The sequence below is a fragment of the Paraburkholderia acidiphila genome, from assembly GCF_009789655.1.
Lineage (GTDB): Bacteria > Pseudomonadota > Gammaproteobacteria > Burkholderiales > Burkholderiaceae > Paraburkholderia > Paraburkholderia acidiphila.
Window position 1 is genome coordinate 119,603 of the sequence record NZ_CP046910.1, and the last position, 16,771, is coordinate 136,373.

The window sequence follows — 16,771 nt, forward strand, 5'->3', positions numbered from 1 at the left end:
TGTATAGCACCCCTGCGCCCGCCGCGCCGGTTGCATGCGCAACGAATTATTGACCTGTGAGCGTGTTGCTGTACTCCACGGCCGGTTGAGCGGTGTTGCCACCCTGTGCGACGAGCAGGTGAATCTGCCCCGGCAGTAGTTGCGAAAGCGTACCCGAGATCGGCACGGTCGTAATGAGCCAGTCCGCGTTGTTCGCGAGATTGAACGAAGCCGACTCGTAGATCGCTGTCTTGCTGCCCGCCGTCGTCACGATCGCCACGTAGTTGCCGCCGTTCATGTAGATCGAATCCTGGCCGCTCGCGGGCACGGCGTTCTTGTATCCCACGGCCGCCAACGTCGGCTGCACGGTGTTGATATCCGTGCCGGGCGCGACGATGTAAATGTCGAGGTTCTGCGCGTTGACGGTGGCGTTGAACGCGCGCAGGCGTGCGCTGCTGGAAAGCAGGCCCTTGTCGAACGGATCGTCGATCAGACCGATGTCGCCGCCCGTGAGCGCGGGCAACGCGAGCACGGTGTACTCATGACCCTTCGCCACGTCGGGGAAGTTGCCGCTCGCAATCGCCGTGGTCGTGCCGGTGCTCGCATACGAAACGGTCGTGTTGCCGGTGTTGATGTTGGCGAAGTTCGTCACCTGTTTGTACGCGATATTCGTCTGCAACGCGCTGCCGTTCACGAGGAAATCGACGTTCGGGCCGCCCGGCAGGGCATGCACAAAATGGATTTCGGGGTTCTGCAAGCCGAGTTCCTTGCCGACATCGTTGCTGCTGCTGCCGCCGCCGCATGCCGAGAGCAGGGCTGCCGCGCTCGCCAACGCGAGCAGGGTGCGTATCGTCTTCATTGTTCACCTCATCTGTTTCGTTCAGGCTGCACGGTGTACGGCCTCGATTGCGGCCGCGCATTGTTTTTGCGCCCGTTCGCGCGCCGTGACGGCGGTGCGATGTTCCATCGGGAGCGAACACAATCAGCAATTGGTGTGCCGCGCGTTGCGAGCGACGCGGTGATTGCGTGTGCAACGGGATGAGGAGAGGGCGAGTGCGATGCAGTCAGGCGCCAGCGTGATGTGTGGCGCGCGCGACCTTTACAACGTTCGACAGCCGCTTTTGCCGGCGTGAATTTACGCGCCGGAGTTCAGGCGTCGTGTGCAGCGTTGCTGTCCGGGTTCGCGTCTTGCGCATGTTCGCTGTTTGCACGCGTGACGGTGGCATCCGGCCTGCCGCGCGTAACGGACGAGACAGCCACGCGTTGCTGGATCCCGGCCTTCGTGAGCATGTGTGCGCTGATCGGCGCGGTCAGAAACAGGAACGCGGGTATCAGCACTTCGTGCAGGCTCGCGAAATTGTTGTGCGCGCTGAAGTAGACCACGGAAGCGAGCACGACACCGCCCACGCCCAGCGTGGTCGATTTGGTCGGCCCGTGCAGGCGCATATAAAAGTCGGGCAGACGCGCGAGGCCTATCGCGCCGATCAGCGTGAACAGGCTGCCGAGCAGGAGCAGCACACAGACAATCGCTTCGATGACGGTTTGCATGACGAGCTCGCCCTAATTCAGTTCGATGATGTCGCCGCGCTGCAGGTACTTCGTGAACGCGACGGTCGCGACGAACCCCATCACTGCGATGAGCAGCGCGATTTCGAAAAAGACTGTGGAGCGCAGCATGATGCCGTAGACGACGATCAGCGCGATCGCGTTGATATTGAGGGTGTCGAGCGCGACGAGGCGGTCGGGCAGCGAGGGCCCGCGCACGAGGCGCACGAGCGTGAGCAGGAACGCGAGCCCGAGAATGGCGAACGACACCGGAATGACGATGGCTAACATGCGAAGATCTCCATGAGCGGGGCTTCGTAACGGGACTTGATCAGGGCGACGAGCGCGGCTTCGTCTTCGAGATCGAGCACGTGGACGATGAGGCGCGTGCGGTCGTCGGAGAGTTCGGCGCACAGCGTGCCCGGACTCAGCGAGACGATGCTGATGAGCGCCGCAAGCGCGATTTCGTGCGTGCTGTCGAGCGGCACTTCGATGAAGGCCGGGCGCAGGCGTTTCATCGGGCCGAGCACGAGCAGCGCGACTTCGAGATTCGCCACGAGGATGTCGTATAGCACGTGCCAGAGGAGCCGCACGAGCAGCCACGGCTTGCCGAAGCGCACGGGCGCGAGCCACAGCCCTTCGCCCACGGCGAAAGCGATGACGGTGCCGAGTACGAAGCCAAGCAGCAGGTTGCCAGGCGTTGCGTCGTTCATCAGCAACACCCAGCAGACGAGCAGCACGATCGTGAGCCACGGGTGCGGAAAGAGCCGCTTGAGCATGTCAGCTTCCTCCGCCCTGTGATGTTTGCGCTGGCTGCGCGGAGAGGATCGCGTGAACGTAGGCTTCGCGATCGAGCAACTGCGCGGCGGTAGCGTCGAGATACTGCTTGAGCGGACCGGCAAACACCGTTGCGGCCACGACGCCCGCGAGCAGCAGCGCGCACGCGGCGAGCTTGGCGCGGCTGCCACGCGGCGCGGCAGCGGGTGCGCCTTCGTAGGCGCGTGCGGCGGGTATCGCCCACAGCAAACGCGTGCCTGTGCGGCTCAAGGCGACGATCGACAGCAGTCCCGCGATCAGCACGGCGGGCCAGAGCACGACGGCCTGTGAAAGCGGCGTGGCGGCGAGCACCATGGCCTTGCCGAGAAAGCCCGAGAGCGGCGGCAGTCCAACCGCGCCCACGGCTGCCGTGAGGTAAAGCACGCCGGCGAGGTTCGAGGGCCAAGGCGCGGGATGCTTTTCAGGGACCGCTGCGCTGGAGGGCGTTGCGACCGGCTCGCCATCCGCTTCGGGCGTGATGGCCGGCGCGCTGGCGTCGTCGAGCGATTCGAGCGAGGCGGGCTCGCGCGCTTCGAGTGCTGCGGGCGCGGCCGCAGATTCGGTTGCTTCGGACTCCAGTGTGTCGGCGAGCATGAACAGTGCGCCGGTGCACAGCGTCGTGCTGATGAGGTAGTACAGCAGCGCGCTCCACGCGAGCACCGTTTGCAGCGTGACGGCGGCAATCAGCAGACCGACAGAGACCAGCACGAGAAAGCCTGTCGTGGTCTTGAGGCTCGATACCGCAAGCGCACCGAGTGCGCCATAGATAATTGTCGCAATGGCGAGCCACCACGCCCAGTGATGCAGGAACGCATCGAGCACGCCGCCCGCCGCGCCGAACACGAGCGCGTCGCAACGCAGCATCGCGTAGATGCCCACCTTGGTCATGATCGCGAATAGCGCGGCCACCGGACCGATTGCGCTGCGATACGCCTGCGGCAGCCAGAACGACATCGGAAACACGGCGGCCTTGAGGCCGAATACGAGCATGAGCATGGCGCCCGCGAACTGCGCGAGCGGCAGGGACGCGGCGTCCAGATGCGCGAGGCGCTCGCCCATGTCAGCCATGTTCAGCGTGCCCGTGAGGCCATAGAGCACGCCCAGCGCGATCAGGAAGAACGACGAGCCCACGAGGTTCAGCAGCATGTAGTGCAGGCCGTTGCGCACGCGGCGGCGGCCGCCGCCATGCAACAGGAGCGCGTAAGAGGCGATCAGCAGCAGTTCGAAGAAGACGAACAGGTTGAAGAGGTCGCCCGCGAGAAACGCGCCGTTCAAGCCCATCAGCTCGAACTGCACGAGCGCGCGATAGTAGCGCCCGCGCCGCGCGTCGGCGCTCGTCGTGCCGAGCAGGCAGCAGCACGCGAGCAGCGCGGTCAGCACGAGCATGAGTGCGCCGAGCCGGTCGATCTGCAGCACGATGCCGAACGGCGCGGGCCACGCGCCGAGCGCGTAGCTGGCAATCTGCCCCTGCGCCGCGAATTCGGCGAGCGCCACCGCGATCGGCAGCAGCGCGAGCGTGGCGATCACGTTGATCGCACGCTGCAAGCGCTTCGCGCGCAGCGGCAGCGCAACGATCGCGCCGGCCGCGAAAAGCGGAATGAGGATGGGGAGGATGAGAGCGTGGTTCATTCTCCGCGCATCTCCAGGCCGGTGCGCCGCGGGTTGTCTCCGTCGACGTGATCGGTGCCGTCGATCGCGAGCGCGCGCAGCGCGAGCACGACCGTAAAGGCCGTCATGGCGAAGCCGATCACGATGGCGGTGAGCACGAGCGCCTGCGGCACGGGGTCCGCATATTGGGCGCCCGGTGCGATCACGGGCGGCTTGCCGGTGGAGAGCCGCCCCATGGCGAGCAGGAACAGGTTGATCGCGTAGGAGAACAGCGTGATGCCGAGTATCACCGGCAGCACGCGCGCGCTCAGCAGCAGGTAGATGCCGCTCGCGCAGAGCACGCCGAGCGTAATGGCGAAGGCGGCTTCCATCAGCTTTTCTCCACGGATTGCATGTCTTTGTCGCGCACGCCGAGGTGCGAAACGATCGTGAGCGTCGTGCCGACCACGGCGCCCAGCACGCCGAGGTCGAACAGCATGGCCGTGCTCAGTTCGATTTCGCCGATCAGCGGCACATGCAGATGGCCGAAAGCGCTCGTGAGGAAGGGCTGGCCGAGCACGATCGCTCCTACGCCCGTTGCGGCCGCAACGAGAATGCCGAGACCCGCGAGCGCGCGGTAGTTGATGCGGATGCGCGACTCGGTCCACAGCACGCCGCTCGCCACGTATTGCAGCAGGAGCGCAATGGAGATCACGAGCGAGGCGATGAAGCCGCCGCCCGGCAGATTGTGGCCGCGCAAGAAGATGAACACGGCGACGAGTACGGTGAGCGGCAGCATGAGGCGCGCGAGAATGGCGAGCAGCAATGGATGCGATTGCGACGACCACGGCAGGCCGGCAGGCCCGGTGTCCGGCGACTTCAGTCGCAGGCCACGCAGCAGCGCCTTCACGGCGAGCCCCGCGACCACCAGCACGCTGATCTCGACCATCGTGTCGAAGCCACGGAAATCCACGAGGATCACGTTCACGACATTGTGGCCGCCGCTGCCCGGCAGCGCGTTCGCAAGAAAGAACTGGCCGATGCCGTCGATGGGCGCGCGCGTCATCACCGCGTACGCTACGCCCCCGATCAGCGCGCCGCCCGCGAGTGCGAGCACCACATTGCGCGCGCGCGTGATGGGAGGCTCTTCCGCGCGCTGCACGACGGGCAAAAAGTAGATGGCGAGCACGAGCAGCAGCACGGTGACCACTTCCACGGAGATCTGCGTGAGTGCGAGGTCCGGCGCGGAAAAACGCACGAACGCCAGCGTGACGAGCAGCCCGCACGTGCTCAGCATCACGAGGGCATAGAGCGTATTGGCGCGCACGAGGACTACACCCACCGCCAGCAGCGCCATCAGCACGAGGCCGACGAGCGTCATCGCGTCGAGCGGCGCCGAGCGATACGCGCCGTCGAGCGACGGCAGCGCGAGCAGCGCCGCGCCGGGCACGATCAGCATCGCCGCGATCATCCACGCGAGATAGGCCGGCAGCGAACGCGTTTCGAAGAGATTCACCACGACGCCCGCGGCCTTTTCGAGCTGCTGCACGAGACGGTCGAAGCCTTCGCTCGCGTTCATTTCGGAGAGCACCGAACGATGATGGCGGAACGCATCGCGGCGATAGAAGAACAGCAGGGCCCCGCCCACGAACGACACGCAACTCATCTGCAGCGGCAGATTGAACCCGTGCCACAAGCTCAGGCTGTAAGTGGGCACGACGCCGCCCAATGCGAACCACGCTGCGGATTCGAGCATCTTGCCAATGGTCTGCTCAGGCACGAGCCCCACGAGCAAACAGATCACGACGAGAATCTCGACAGGCAGCTTCATGAAGCGCGGCGGCTCGTGCGGCGGGTAGTGCGGCAGGTCGTGCGGCGTTTCGCCGTCGAAGAACACGCCCCACACGAAGCGCAGCGAGTACGCCACCGAGAGTCCCGCCGCAATGACGGCGAGCGCGGGAATGATCCAGTTGAAGTCGCCGAGCAGTCCTTGCGCGAGCGTTTCGCCAAAGAACATTTCCTTCGAGAGGAAGCCGTTGAGCAGCGGGACGCCCGCCATGGCGAGCGACGCCACGGCGGCGAGCGCGGCGGTATGCGGCATGAAGCGGCGCAGTCCGCGCAGACGGCCGAGATCGCGCGTGCCCGTTTCATGGTCGATGATGCCCGCGGCCATGAACAGCGAGGCCTTGAATACCGCGTGATTGAAGGTATGAAAGAGCGCGGCGACCGTGGACAGTTGCGTGTCGAGGCCGAATAGCAGCACGATCAGCCCGAGATGGCTGATGGTCGAATACGCGAGCAGCCCCTTGAGATCGCGCTGCACGAGCGCCATGGCCGCGCCGCCCGTGAGCGTGACGAGGCCGATCAGGCTCGTCACGTAGAAGAACCAGTCGGTCCCTTCGAGCACGGGGTAAAAGCGCGCGATCAGGAAGATACCGGCCTTCACCATCGTCGCCGAATGCAGGTAGGCGGATACGGGCGTGGGCGCCGACATGGCATGCGGCAGCCAGAAGTGGAACGGGAACTGCGCCGACTTCGTGCAGGCCGCGAAAAGAATGAGCAGGAGAATGGCGGGATACAGCGGATCGCGCTGCACGAAGCCCGCATGCGCGAGCACGACGTCGAGGTCATAGCTGCCGCACACGTGGCCGAGCAGCAGCACGGCGGCCAATAGCGCCAGGCCGCCAGCGCCCGTGATGGTGAGCGCCATGCGCGCACCGCGCCGCGCTTCGGGGCGCGACGGCCAGAAGCCGATCAGCAGGAACGACACGATGCTCGTGAGTTCCCAGAAGATCACGAGCAGCAACAGGTTGTCCGATAGCACGACGCCGAGCATCGCGCCCATGAAGAGCAGCAGCAGCGCGTAAAGACGCGGCAGCGACTCGCTGCCCGCGAGATAGTAGCGCGCGTAGATGAACACGAGCAGGCCGATCGCGAGCACGAGCAGCGCGAACATGAACGAAAGGCCGTCCAGACGTAGTGCGAAGGAGAGGCCGAGCTGCGGGATCCAGTCGGCTTGCCAGTACAGCACGCCGTGGGTGGCCATGCCCACGCGTTCGCTGCCGAGCATCCCGAGGCCGATGAGCGCGGCCGCGAAGGCGATCCAGGTGCCGGCGGCAGGCGCGTGACGCCGCGCGAACACGACGAGCGCCGCGGCGACGAACGGTAATACGACGAGCCACCCCATTGCCATTCGACACTCCCCCGTGAATCCGGCAGGGCGCCGAGCCGGCGCGCCGCAGTTCACGATCATAGCCGCAAACGGGGACGGAGTTCATTCATATGGCATGAATGCGCCGGCGGAGAGCACGCGCACGTGGCGTGGCGCGCATCAGGCCATCTGGCTGAGGGTCTTGCGAAAGCGTATGAGCGAGAACGCGAACAGCACGCTGCCGATGACGGCGAGCCACAGGAACGGCTGCCACACCACGCCGATGCCCGCGCCGCGAAAGAGGATGGCTTGACCGAGTTCCACGAAGTGCGTGGTGGGCGCGACGAGCATGATGTCCTGCACGAATTGCGGCATGGACTCGCGCGGCGTGCTGCCGCCCGAGAGCATCTGCAGCGGCAGCAGCACCAGCACGAGCAGCATGCCGAACTGCGGCATGCTGCGCGCGAGCGTGGCCATGAAAATACCCATCGATGTCGTGGCGAACAGGTGCAGCGCCGCGCCCGCGAGAAAGAGCGCAACCGATCCTTCAATGGGCACGTGCAGCGCACCTCGCACGATGAGGGTGAGCGAGAGCGCCGCCGCCACGAGCACCACGAGCCCCATCGACCAGACTTTGGCGAGCATGATCTCCGTGGGTGTGACGGGCATGACGAGCAGATGCTCGATGGTGCCGTGCTCGCGCTCGCGGATGAGCGCCGCGCCCGTGAGGATGATGGAGAGCATCGTCACGTTGTTGATGATCTCCATGAGCGAGCCGAACCACGCCTGCGTCAGATTCTGGTTGAAGCGCATGCGTACCGCCAGATCGACCGGCGATTCGGCCGACGCGCGATAGCGGTTGGCGAACGTGCTCGCCTCGTCGCCGATCATCTGCTGAATGTAGCTGCTGCCGGTGAACGCCTGGCTCATGCGCGTGGCGTCCACGTTCAGCTGGACCTCGGCGGCGCGGCCCGCGAGCACGTCGCGCTGCAGGTTGGGTGGGATGTCGAGCACGAAGGTGTAGCGGCCCGCGTCCATCCCTGCGTCGGCCTCGGCGGGCGTGACGTGCTTCGGCACGAGGAAGTGCGGCGGGAAAAACGCCTCGATGATGCGCTGCGAGAGCGGCGAGACGTCGTGGTCGATCACCGCGATGGGCGCCATATGCAGCGATTCGGGCCGCGACGTGGCCGAGGAATAGATCATCGCCGTGAACGAGAATACGATCAGGAGCAGCAGCATGGGATCGCGCGCAAGGCTCCACAACTCCTTCACGCCGAGGCGATAGATGTTGGCGAGATGGCGGCCCATGTCAGGTCTCCTGCTTCTTGAGCAGCGCGACGGTCACGCCGATCACAATGGGCGTGGCAAGGGCGAGCGGCCAGAACGACGGCCACAGGTCGCCGAAATCGAGCGCTTTATTGAACACGCCCCGGCTGATCGTGAGCATATGGCTTGCCGGATAGATCTGGCCGATCACTCGCCCCGCGCCTTCCAGCGACGAAACCGGTGTAATGAGTCCGGCGAACTGCACCGAAGGCACCATCGTGCCGATCATCGTGAAGAAGAGCGCGGCGATCTGGCTTTTCGTGAACGTGGAGGCCAGCAGGCCAATGGCAGTCGCGCACAGGCTGTAGAGAACGGCGGCGCCGAGTAGCGTAAGAAAGCTGCCTTTGACCGGCACGCCGAAGAGTGTGGTGGCGAGCAGCGTCATCAGCAGGAAATTGAGCAGCGCGAGCACCACATAGGGCGCCTGCTTGCCGAGCAGGAATTCGAGCCGCGTGACCGGTGTGACGTACAGGTTGATGATCGAGCCCAGCTCTTTTTCGCGCACCACGGCGAGCGCGGTGAGCATGGCGGGCATCATGAGCAGCAGCACCGGGATCACCGCGGGCACCATGGCGGGCAGGCTGCGCACGTCGGGGTTGTAGCGAAAGCGCGTTTGCACCGTGACGGGGGCTTGTACCGTTGTGCCAAGCCGCTGCGACGCCTGTTGCAGCAGCCACCCCTGGTGCATGCCCAGCACGTAGCCGCGCACGGTTTCCGCGCGTTGGGGATTGGCGCCGTCTATCCATACGCCGATCTGAACGGGCCGGCCGCGCGCCACGTCGCGTGCAAAGCCGGGCGGAATTTCCAGCGCGACGGCGAGTTCGCCGCTGCGCAGCCGCTGGTCCATCTCCGCGTAGCTGGCAATGGGCGGACGCTCGACGAAGTAGCGCGAGCCCGCCAGATTCAGTTCGTAGTTCTGCGAGAGCGTTGTCTGGTCGTGATCGAGAACCGCGAAGCGCAGGTCCTCCACATCCATGCTGATGCCGAAGCCCATCACGAAGAGCAGCAGCAGCGAGCCGGCCAGTGCGAGCGTGGCGCGCACGGGGTCGCGCCGCAGTTCCAGCGCTTCGCGCCACATATAGCTGTACGCGCGCTGGAAGCTGAAGCCGCGTTGCCGAGCTTGTTCGCCATGCGCTTCGGGGCTTTCGCCGAGCGCGGCCAGCTCGCCGGCCGCGCTGGCTTCGGTGCCCGCACCCGCATCGACAAGATAGGCGATGAATGCTTCCTCGAGCGTCGCCGCGCCGCGTATCTGCGTGATCGCTTCCGGCGTATCGCTCACGAGCACGCGCCCCGCATGCATGAGCGAGATGCGGTCGCAGCGCCCGGCCTCGTTCATGAAGTGCGTGGAGATGAAGATCGTGACGTGATCTTCACGTGCGAGCGCGATGAGCAGGCGCCAGAAGTTGTCGCGCGCCACGGGGTCGACGCCTGAAGTCGGTTCGTCGAGGATCAGCAGTTCGGGCTTGTGCACCATCGCCACCGCGAGCGAAAGCCGTTGGCGCACGCCTAGCGGCAGGCTCTCGGGCAGCGTGTCGAGCGCCTGGGCGAGATCGAAGCGTTCGACCATTTCGTTCACACGCGCCTCGATCTGCGCCTCGGGCACATGAAAGAGCCGCGCATGCAGCACGAGGTTTTGCCGCACCGTGAGTTCGCTGTAGAGCGAAAACGCTTGCGACATGTAGCCGACGCGGCGGCGTGTATCGAGGTCGCGTGGGTCCACCTTGTGACCGAATAGCCAGGCGTTGCCTTCGCTCGCGGGCAGCAGGCCCGTGAGCATCTTCATGGTGGTGGATTTGCCGCAGCCGTTGGAGCCGAGAAAACCGAATATCTCGCCGCGCCGAATGCGAAAGCTGACATGATCCACCGCGACGAAGTCGCCGAAGCGCATCGTCAGGTCCTTCGCTTCGATGGCGATTTCCGCCTGCTCGTCGGCTTCGAGCGGCACGATCCGCACGGGCTCGTGGCCGCGCTTTTTCGCCTCGGGCAAAAGCGCGATGAAGGCTTCTTCGAGCGAATCTGTCGTTGTGCGCGCAAGCAGTTCGGCGGGCGTGCCGGTCGCGAGAATCGCGCCGTCGTCCATCGCGATCAGCCAGTCGAAGCCTTGCGCTTCATCCATGTACGCGGTGGCGACGATCACGCTCATCGAAGGACGCTCTTTGCGGATGCCGTTGATGAGGTCCCAGAACTGGGCGCGCGCAAGCGGGTCGACGCCCGTCGTGGGCTCGTCGAGTATCAGCAGGTCGGGGTCGTGGATCAGCGCGCAGCACAGGCCGAGCTTCTGCTTCATGCCGCCCGAGAGCTTTCCCGCGGGCCGCGCGAGAAACGGATCGAGGCCGGTGCTGCGCGTGAGCGCGTCGATGCGGCGGCGGCGCTCGTCGTCGTCGTGGCCGAACAGGCGCCCGAAGAACTGCAGGTTCTCCTCGACCGAGAGCGTGGGGTAGAGATTCTTGCCGAGCCCTTGCGGCATATAAGCGATGCGCGGGCAAACTGCGTCGCGGTGCGGCTTGCTCGCCATGTCGCCGCCTAGCACCCACACCGTGCCTTCCTGCACGGCGCGCGCGCCGGCCACGAGCGAGAGCAGGCTCGACTTGCCCACGCCGTCCGGGCCGATGAGGCCGACCATGAGGCCCGCAGGCACCGCTTGCGTGACGTCGCGCAGCGCGACGGTCTTGCCGTAGCGCAGGCTGACGTGTTCGATGCGAACGACCGGCTCGCTCATCAGGGCACCCGGACCTGGAGGTTGGCGGGCCAGTCTGCGTTAGCGTCGAGCTTGACCCACGCCACGCCAGGCAGGCCGGTCTTCACATACTTGAGATGCTGTTGCAACAGTTCGGGGTCGATCTGCGCTTTTACGCGGAACATGAGCTTTTCGCGCTCGCTTTGCGTTTCGACGGTCTTGGGCGTGAATTGCGCAGTGGACGAGACGAACGTGATGCGCGCGGGAATCACGTATTGCGGCGCGGCGTCGAGGATGATGTGCACGTCCTGGCCGAGCGCCACGCGGCCCGCCGCATTGGTGGGCAGGAAAAACGTCATGTAGACATCGGCGAGGTCGACCATGTTGAGCACGCGTCCGCCCGCGCCGAGCACTTCGCCAGGCTGCGCCACGCGAAACTGCACGCGCCCGGCGCGCGGGGCCACGAGGTCGCTGTCGGCGATATCGGCCTGAACGCGGTCGATGGTCGCCTGCGCGGCTGCGATGGCCGAAGCCGCGCCCGTTTGCTGTGCGCGCGCGGCGGTCACGGCCGCCGCGGCCGCCGTGACCTGGGCCTTCGCGGCGGCAACCGCCGCCTGGGCGCTCTTCACGCGAGCGCGGTCGTCGTCGAGTTCCTGCATCGACGAGGCGCCTTCCTTCGAGAGCTTTTCGGAGCGGGCGAGGCGACGGCGCGCCGCATCGAGTTCGCTTTCGCGTTGCGTGACGCCGGCTTCGGCGGCCCGTTGATCGCTCTCGCGCAGCGCCACCTGCGCCTTGGCGCTCGCCTCGTTGTTGACGGCCTGCTGATGCTGCGCGACCGCTTCGCTTCGTTGCGCCTGCAACGTGTCGATCTGCATGTGCGCGAGCACCTGGCCCGCAGCGACAAAGTCGCCATCGCGCACGAGCACGTCGCGCACGCGGCCCGCGAGCTTGGTGGAGACGTCGATCTCGGTTGCCTCGATGCGGCCGTTGCCGCTCACGAAGCCGGCGCCCGGACCGCGATCCGAAAACATGCGCCAGCCGAAATAGCCGCCCACCGCGAGCGCGATCACGATGACGGCGGGGATCAGTTTGCGGGCTGAAATCTGCATGACGGGAACCTCGATCAAGATGGGTTTTGCTCGCCGCTGGCGGGCGTGGCGTGTGTCGTGCCGGGCGTGGCGACATCGTTCGTGAAGCCGCTGCCGCCTAACGCCGAATAGAGCGCAACGCGGCTGGAGAGCAGCGCGCGACGGGTTTCCACGAGCTGTTGCTGCGCGGCGAGCAAGTCGCGCTGTGCGTCGAGCACTTCAAGGAATGGCGAGGCGCCGTGGTCGTAGCGCATTTGCGCGAGGCGGGCGCGTTCGGCCTGCGCCTTTTCCGTCGCGCGTAGCGCATCGACTTGCTCGGCCAGCCACTGGCGCGCGGCGATGGCATCGGCCACGTCGCGAAACGCCGATTGCACGGCGATTTCATATGACGTCACCGCCTGGTCGCGCTGTGCTTTCGTTACGTCGAGATTGGCCTCGCGTCGACCCATGTCGAAGATGGGCAGCGAAACGCTCGGCCCGAAGCTCCACGCGCGGCTCGGGCCCGTGAACAAATCGTCGAGCTGCACGCTGGCGGTGCCGAGCGAGCCCGTCAACGTGATCTTCGGGAAGAACTCGGCGCGCGCCGCGCCGATGTTGGCGTTGGCCGCGCGAAGCTGGAATTCGGCCCCCACGATGTCGGGGCGGTTCACCAGCAGGTCGGAGGGCAGCCCCGCGGGCAGGTCGGCTACAACAGCGCTGTCGTCGAGCTTGATGTCCTCGTGCGGCAGCTCGACCGGCTTACCTACCAGTACCTGCAACGCATTCACGCGCGTGGCGCGCTGCTGCTGGAGCTGCGCGCCGAGTGCGACGGCCTGGCGCCACAATGTTTCGACCTGCTTGAGATCGAGCTTCGACGTCGAGCCCTCTTCGTAGCGGCGCTTGAAAATGCGGTAGGACTTCTCGCGGGTCGCGATGGTCTCGTTCATGAGCATGATGCGCTCGTCGAGTTCGCGCAGGCTCAGATAGCTGTTGGCGACCTGCTCGATCACCGTGAGCGTGACAGCCTGGCGCGCGGCGTCGCTCGCGAGATAGTTCTGCAGGGCCGCTTCCTTGAGGTTCGCCACGCGGCCCCAGAAGTCCAGTTCCCAGCTTGCGAGGCCCACGCCCACCTGAAACTGGTTGCCCGTCACAGGACGGCCAATGCCGGAGAGGTCGGCAGGTACACGCGCGCGGGCAAGATCGGCGGAGACGCCGATGGTCGGAAACTGGTCGGCGCGGCGAATGCCGTACATCGCACGCGCTTCTTCCACGCGCTGGATCGCGAGCCGCAAGTCGCGGTTGTAGTCGAGCGCCTCGCCAATGAGTGTTTGCAGCGTGGGGTCGGTGAAATAGTCCTTCCAGCCCATCAAGGCGGCGCTGGCTGCATGTTCGCCGCCGGTGGTGGGGTTGCCATACGCGTCGGGGAATGTGGCGGGTACGGGCAGCGGCGGTTGTTCGAAGGGCGGCGCGAGCGAAACGCAGCCGGCCAACGTTGCGACGAGCACCGCCAGAGGCAGCCGACGCGCGGCGAAGGCGGCGAAGTCAGGGCGGCGAATCATGGCAGAGCTCTCCTCTTGGCGGGCGTGATGTAAAAACGGTGGCCGGAACGACGGGCGTTCCGCGCGGTACGTGCGGCGTGCGGGCGCGATACCGATAGCGCTAAAAAATCCGCGATGAGGCCGCGAGCGGACGCGAGCCGTCAGCACGCGCTGCGCGAAGCAGGGCGGCTGCGGGCCGGCTCAGCGATATGTGTGACGCAATTGCGCGCGACAAGTGCCAGGGGCTGCGGCGCAGTGACGCCCTTGGCCCGCAAAGTGCGGGATGTCTGATGCGGGTCGAGGCGCGCCGCGCGGGAGTGTGGCGAGGCAGCGCGGCGTGTGGCCGCAGTTGGGCACCTGATGTGGTGGATCGGGCTGAAGTGCGCGCGCGGCGCAGCGAGCTTGCGCGCGCAGGCTGTGCACGGAAAACGGGCGGGGGTGCTGAACGAAGCGTGCGTCGAAGTCATCTCAGGTTCGCGTCTGGCGGGCGAAATGCGTACCGCGTGATGCGGTGCGCATCGATTCCGGGCCGCTTGCGCTGGATATCGCGCAGCGCTATTGCCAAGCCCCATCTGCCTGCGATCCTGGCACAACCATCAAACTCGTGACGGCGAGGTGCGCCGCCTCAGACCTCGCATGACGGTTGCGGACGCAACACAACCGTCATGCGAATACACAACGCGAGCGTCACATCGGCCAGACGAAGGTTTCGTGAGCCCGTGTCGTATTGCCGATGTCCACCGTACGCCGCTCCGTGTTGCCGCCGTGGCTCGCGGTGATCACATAGCGGCCGTCCGGTATTGAAACGAGCATGAACGGGCCGCGCGTGCGCGTGGAGAGGAGCGGCGTGCCGTGCGTGTCGGCGATTTTCACCGGTACGTCCGCGAGATACTCGTTGCCGCCGGCCGATTGCCGCGCAAATTCGAGCGAGAGCGGATAGCGATGCATGGCCGACTTGAACGCCGCCGACTGGTCGCTGCCGATGCCGCCGGAGAGATAAGCAATGTCGCCTTTGTGCTGGGCGGGCGGCAGCGGAGCGTTCATTGCGGCTGAGACGTCAGCATTGCCTGCTGCCAGCGTTGCCGCCCATGCACCCGGCGCGCCGAACGCCACAGCGAGCGTGAGCGCCGCGCCGATCCACGGAGTTGAGCGTGTTTTCATTTCCACCTCCATCGATTCGTTGACCGGATGACCGGCATGCGTATTGCGCATGCTGGACGAATCGAGCGTAGGCAGGCCGGCTTAAAAGCCGCTTAAAACCAGTGCTTTTTGGGCCAGGACGCAAAGAAGGCCGCTGCCCGCGCACGGCGGAAAACGGCCTTCGTCCCTTCATTAGCGCGCTGCGGCGGCGATTACGTCGTCACTGCGGAATCATGCCCGTCAGCACATAAGCCTGAATCAGCGTCACCACACCCACCACGGCCGCGAAGAACAGGCTGTGACGCACGGTGAAGCGAAACAGCGACGACTCCTTGCCGACAAGACCCGTTGCGGCGCAAGCCACCGCGATCGATTGCGGCGAGATCATCTTGCCGCTCACGCCGCCCGAGGTGTTGGCCGCGACGAGCAGCGTGTCCGACACGTTGATCTGATGCGCCGTGGTGTGCTGCAGCGAGCAGAACAGCGCGTTCGACGAGGTATCGGAGCCCGTGAGAAACACGCCGAGCCAGCCGAGGAACGGCGAGAAGAACGGGAACGCGGCGCCGGTTCCCGCAAGCGCGAGGGCAAGCGTGGACGACATGCCCGAGTAGTTCGCGACGAACGCGAAGGCGAGCACGAGGCCGATGGAAAGCACGGGGCGGCGGAGTTCGCCGAGCGTCTCGCAGAACGCGGCCACGGCGGCGCGCGGCTTCATGCGCAGCAGGATCGCGGAGAGGATGGCCGTGATCATGATCGCGGTGCCGACAGCGGAGAGCCAGTCGAGCTTGAATACGGCCTCATAGGGCTTGGGCGAGGCGACGATCGGCGCCGTGCGCACGACGAGCTGATCGAGACCCGGCACGTGCAGGCTCAGAATCGTGCCCGCGAGCGGACCCTTCGCGGCGAACAGCGCCTTGAACGGCTTGACGCTCCACACGGTCACGATGGCCGTGAGCAGAATGAACGGCGACCAGGCGCGCACGGTTTGCGCGATGCTGTATGGCGATGCCTTGCGGCTCGAAGCGGCCGCGCGCGAGCCCCCTGCGCCGCCGCCGAAGCCGCCCAGCGCCGCTGCACCGCCGCTCACCTTCACGCTCGTGCCTTGCATAGCCCGGCGCGGCTGCCACACGTTGAGGAACGCGGCGAGCGCAACGAGGCTCACGAGCGCCGAGGTGATGTCCGGCAGTTCAGGCCCGATGTGGTTCGACGTGAAGTACTGCGTCACTGCAAAGCTGCCGCCGGCCACGAGTGCGGCGGGCCACGTTTCCTTCACGCCGCGCTTGCCGTCCATGATGAAGACGAGCCAGAACGGCACGAAGAGCGAGAGCAGCGGCAACTGGCGGCCGGCCATCGCGCCGATCAGGAACGGATCGATGCCCGTGACCTGGCCCGCGACAATGATGGGGATGCCCATCGCGCCGAACGCGACCGGCGCGGTATTGGCGATGAGGCACAGACCGGCGGCGTAGAGCGGCTCGAAGCCGAGGCCGACGAGCAGCGCCGAGGTGATCGCCACCGGCGCGCCGAAGCCCGCCGCGCCTTCGAGGAACGCGCCGAACGAGAAGCCGATCAGCAGCAGTTGGAGGCGCTGGTCGTCGGTGATCGAGAGCACCGAGGCGCGGATGATTTCGAATTGCCCCGTCTTCACGACGATCTTGTAGAGGAACACCGCGGTGACGATGATCCACGCGATCGGCCAGATGCCATAGGCAAAGCCGAAGCCCGCGGAAACGAGCGCCTGGCGCACGGGCATGCCGTACTCGAAGATCGCCACGGCGAGCGCGAGCAGCAGGGTAATCGCGGCGGCGACATGGCCCTTCATGCGCAGGCCCGCGAGCGCGACGAAGAAGAACAGAATGGGAATGGCGGCGACGAGCGCGGATAGCCACAAACTGCCAAGCGGTGTGTAGATCTGATACCAGGGTTGCACTACGGTCTCCTCCGA

At 65.9% G+C, this 16,771-nt stretch carries 13 protein-coding genes; all 13 read right to left on the reverse strand.

The annotated features are described in order from the left end of the window. Positions 1 to 46 precede the first annotated feature (46 nt). The 13 genes from FAZ97_RS15025 to FAZ97_RS15085 all read right to left on the reverse strand — a co-directional run bounded on the left by FAZ97_RS15025 (position 47) and on the right by FAZ97_RS15085 (position 16,756). A complete protein-coding gene (locus tag FAZ97_RS15025) occupies positions 47 to 838 on the reverse strand; it encodes a DUF4397 domain-containing protein (RefSeq protein WP_158759282.1) in 792 nt (263 codons plus the stop codon). Positions 839 to 1,128: 290 nt separating this feature from the next. Continuing rightward, complete coding sequence (locus tag FAZ97_RS15030; RefSeq protein ID WP_158759283.1) at positions 1,129 to 1,527, reverse strand: Na+/H+ antiporter subunit G; 399 nt, start codon at positions 1,525 to 1,527, stop codon at positions 1,129 to 1,131. A gap of 12 nt (positions 1,528 to 1,539) precedes the next feature. Beyond that, complete coding sequence (locus FAZ97_RS15035) at positions 1,540 to 1,815, reverse strand: K+/H+ antiporter subunit F (RefSeq protein WP_069261755.1); 276 nt, start codon at positions 1,813 to 1,815, stop codon at positions 1,540 to 1,542. Further along, positions 1,809 to 2,303 (reverse strand): Na+/H+ antiporter subunit E, encoded by a 495-nt coding sequence (locus FAZ97_RS15040; RefSeq protein ID WP_158759284.1) that lies wholly within the window; start codon positions 2,301 to 2,303, stop codon positions 1,809 to 1,811. Before FAZ97_RS15040 ends, FAZ97_RS15035 begins: the two co-directional genes overlap by 7 nt. 1 nt (position 2,304) lies before the next feature. Next, positions 2,305 to 3,969 carry a monovalent cation/H+ antiporter subunit D gene (locus FAZ97_RS15045; RefSeq protein WP_158759285.1) on the reverse strand — a complete coding sequence of 555 codons (1,665 nt, stop codon included), beginning with the start codon at positions 3,967 to 3,969 and terminating at the stop codon, positions 2,305 to 2,307. Then, positions 3,966 to 4,319, reverse strand: a complete 354-nt coding sequence (locus FAZ97_RS15050; RefSeq protein WP_158759286.1) for a Na+/H+ antiporter subunit C — start codon at positions 4,317 to 4,319, stop codon at positions 3,966 to 3,968. Before FAZ97_RS15050 ends, FAZ97_RS15045 begins: the two co-directional genes overlap by 4 nt. Then, a complete protein-coding gene (locus FAZ97_RS15055; protein WP_158759287.1) occupies positions 4,319 to 7,120 on the reverse strand; it encodes a monovalent cation/H+ antiporter subunit A in 2,802 nt (933 codons plus the stop codon). The genes FAZ97_RS15050 and FAZ97_RS15055 overlap by 1 nt, the downstream gene beginning before the upstream one ends. Positions 7,121 to 7,258: 138 nt before the next feature. Then, on the reverse strand, positions 7,259 to 8,386 hold the full coding sequence (locus FAZ97_RS15060) for an ABC transporter permease (RefSeq protein WP_158759288.1): 1,128 nt from the start codon (positions 8,384 to 8,386) through the stop codon (positions 7,259 to 7,261). Position 8,387: 1 nt separating this feature from the next. Beyond that, entirely contained in the window at positions 8,388 to 11,123 is a 2,736-nt protein-coding gene (gene rbbA, locus FAZ97_RS15065) for a ribosome-associated ATPase/putative transporter RbbA (protein WP_158759289.1), read from the reverse strand. Continuing rightward, entirely contained in the window at positions 11,123 to 12,190 is a 1,068-nt protein-coding gene (locus FAZ97_RS15070) for an HlyD family secretion protein (RefSeq protein WP_158759290.1), read from the reverse strand. Before FAZ97_RS15070 ends, rbbA begins: the two co-directional genes overlap by 1 nt. A 14-nt stretch (positions 12,191 to 12,204) precedes the next feature. Beyond that, positions 12,205 to 13,707, reverse strand: coding sequence for an efflux transporter outer membrane subunit (locus FAZ97_RS15075; RefSeq protein WP_158759291.1), 1,503 nt, complete (start codon positions 13,705 to 13,707; stop codon positions 12,205 to 12,207). A 666-nt stretch (positions 13,708 to 14,373) separates the two neighbouring features. Further along, positions 14,374 to 14,847, reverse strand: coding sequence for a carboxypeptidase regulatory-like domain-containing protein (locus tag FAZ97_RS15080; RefSeq protein WP_233271760.1), 474 nt, complete (start codon positions 14,845 to 14,847; stop codon positions 14,374 to 14,376). A gap of 199 nt (positions 14,848 to 15,046) precedes the next feature. Then, entirely contained in the window at positions 15,047 to 16,756 is a 1,710-nt protein-coding gene (locus tag FAZ97_RS15085; protein ID WP_158759292.1) for a lactate permease LctP family transporter, read from the reverse strand. Between the last annotated feature and the right edge of the window lie 15 nt (positions 16,757 to 16,771).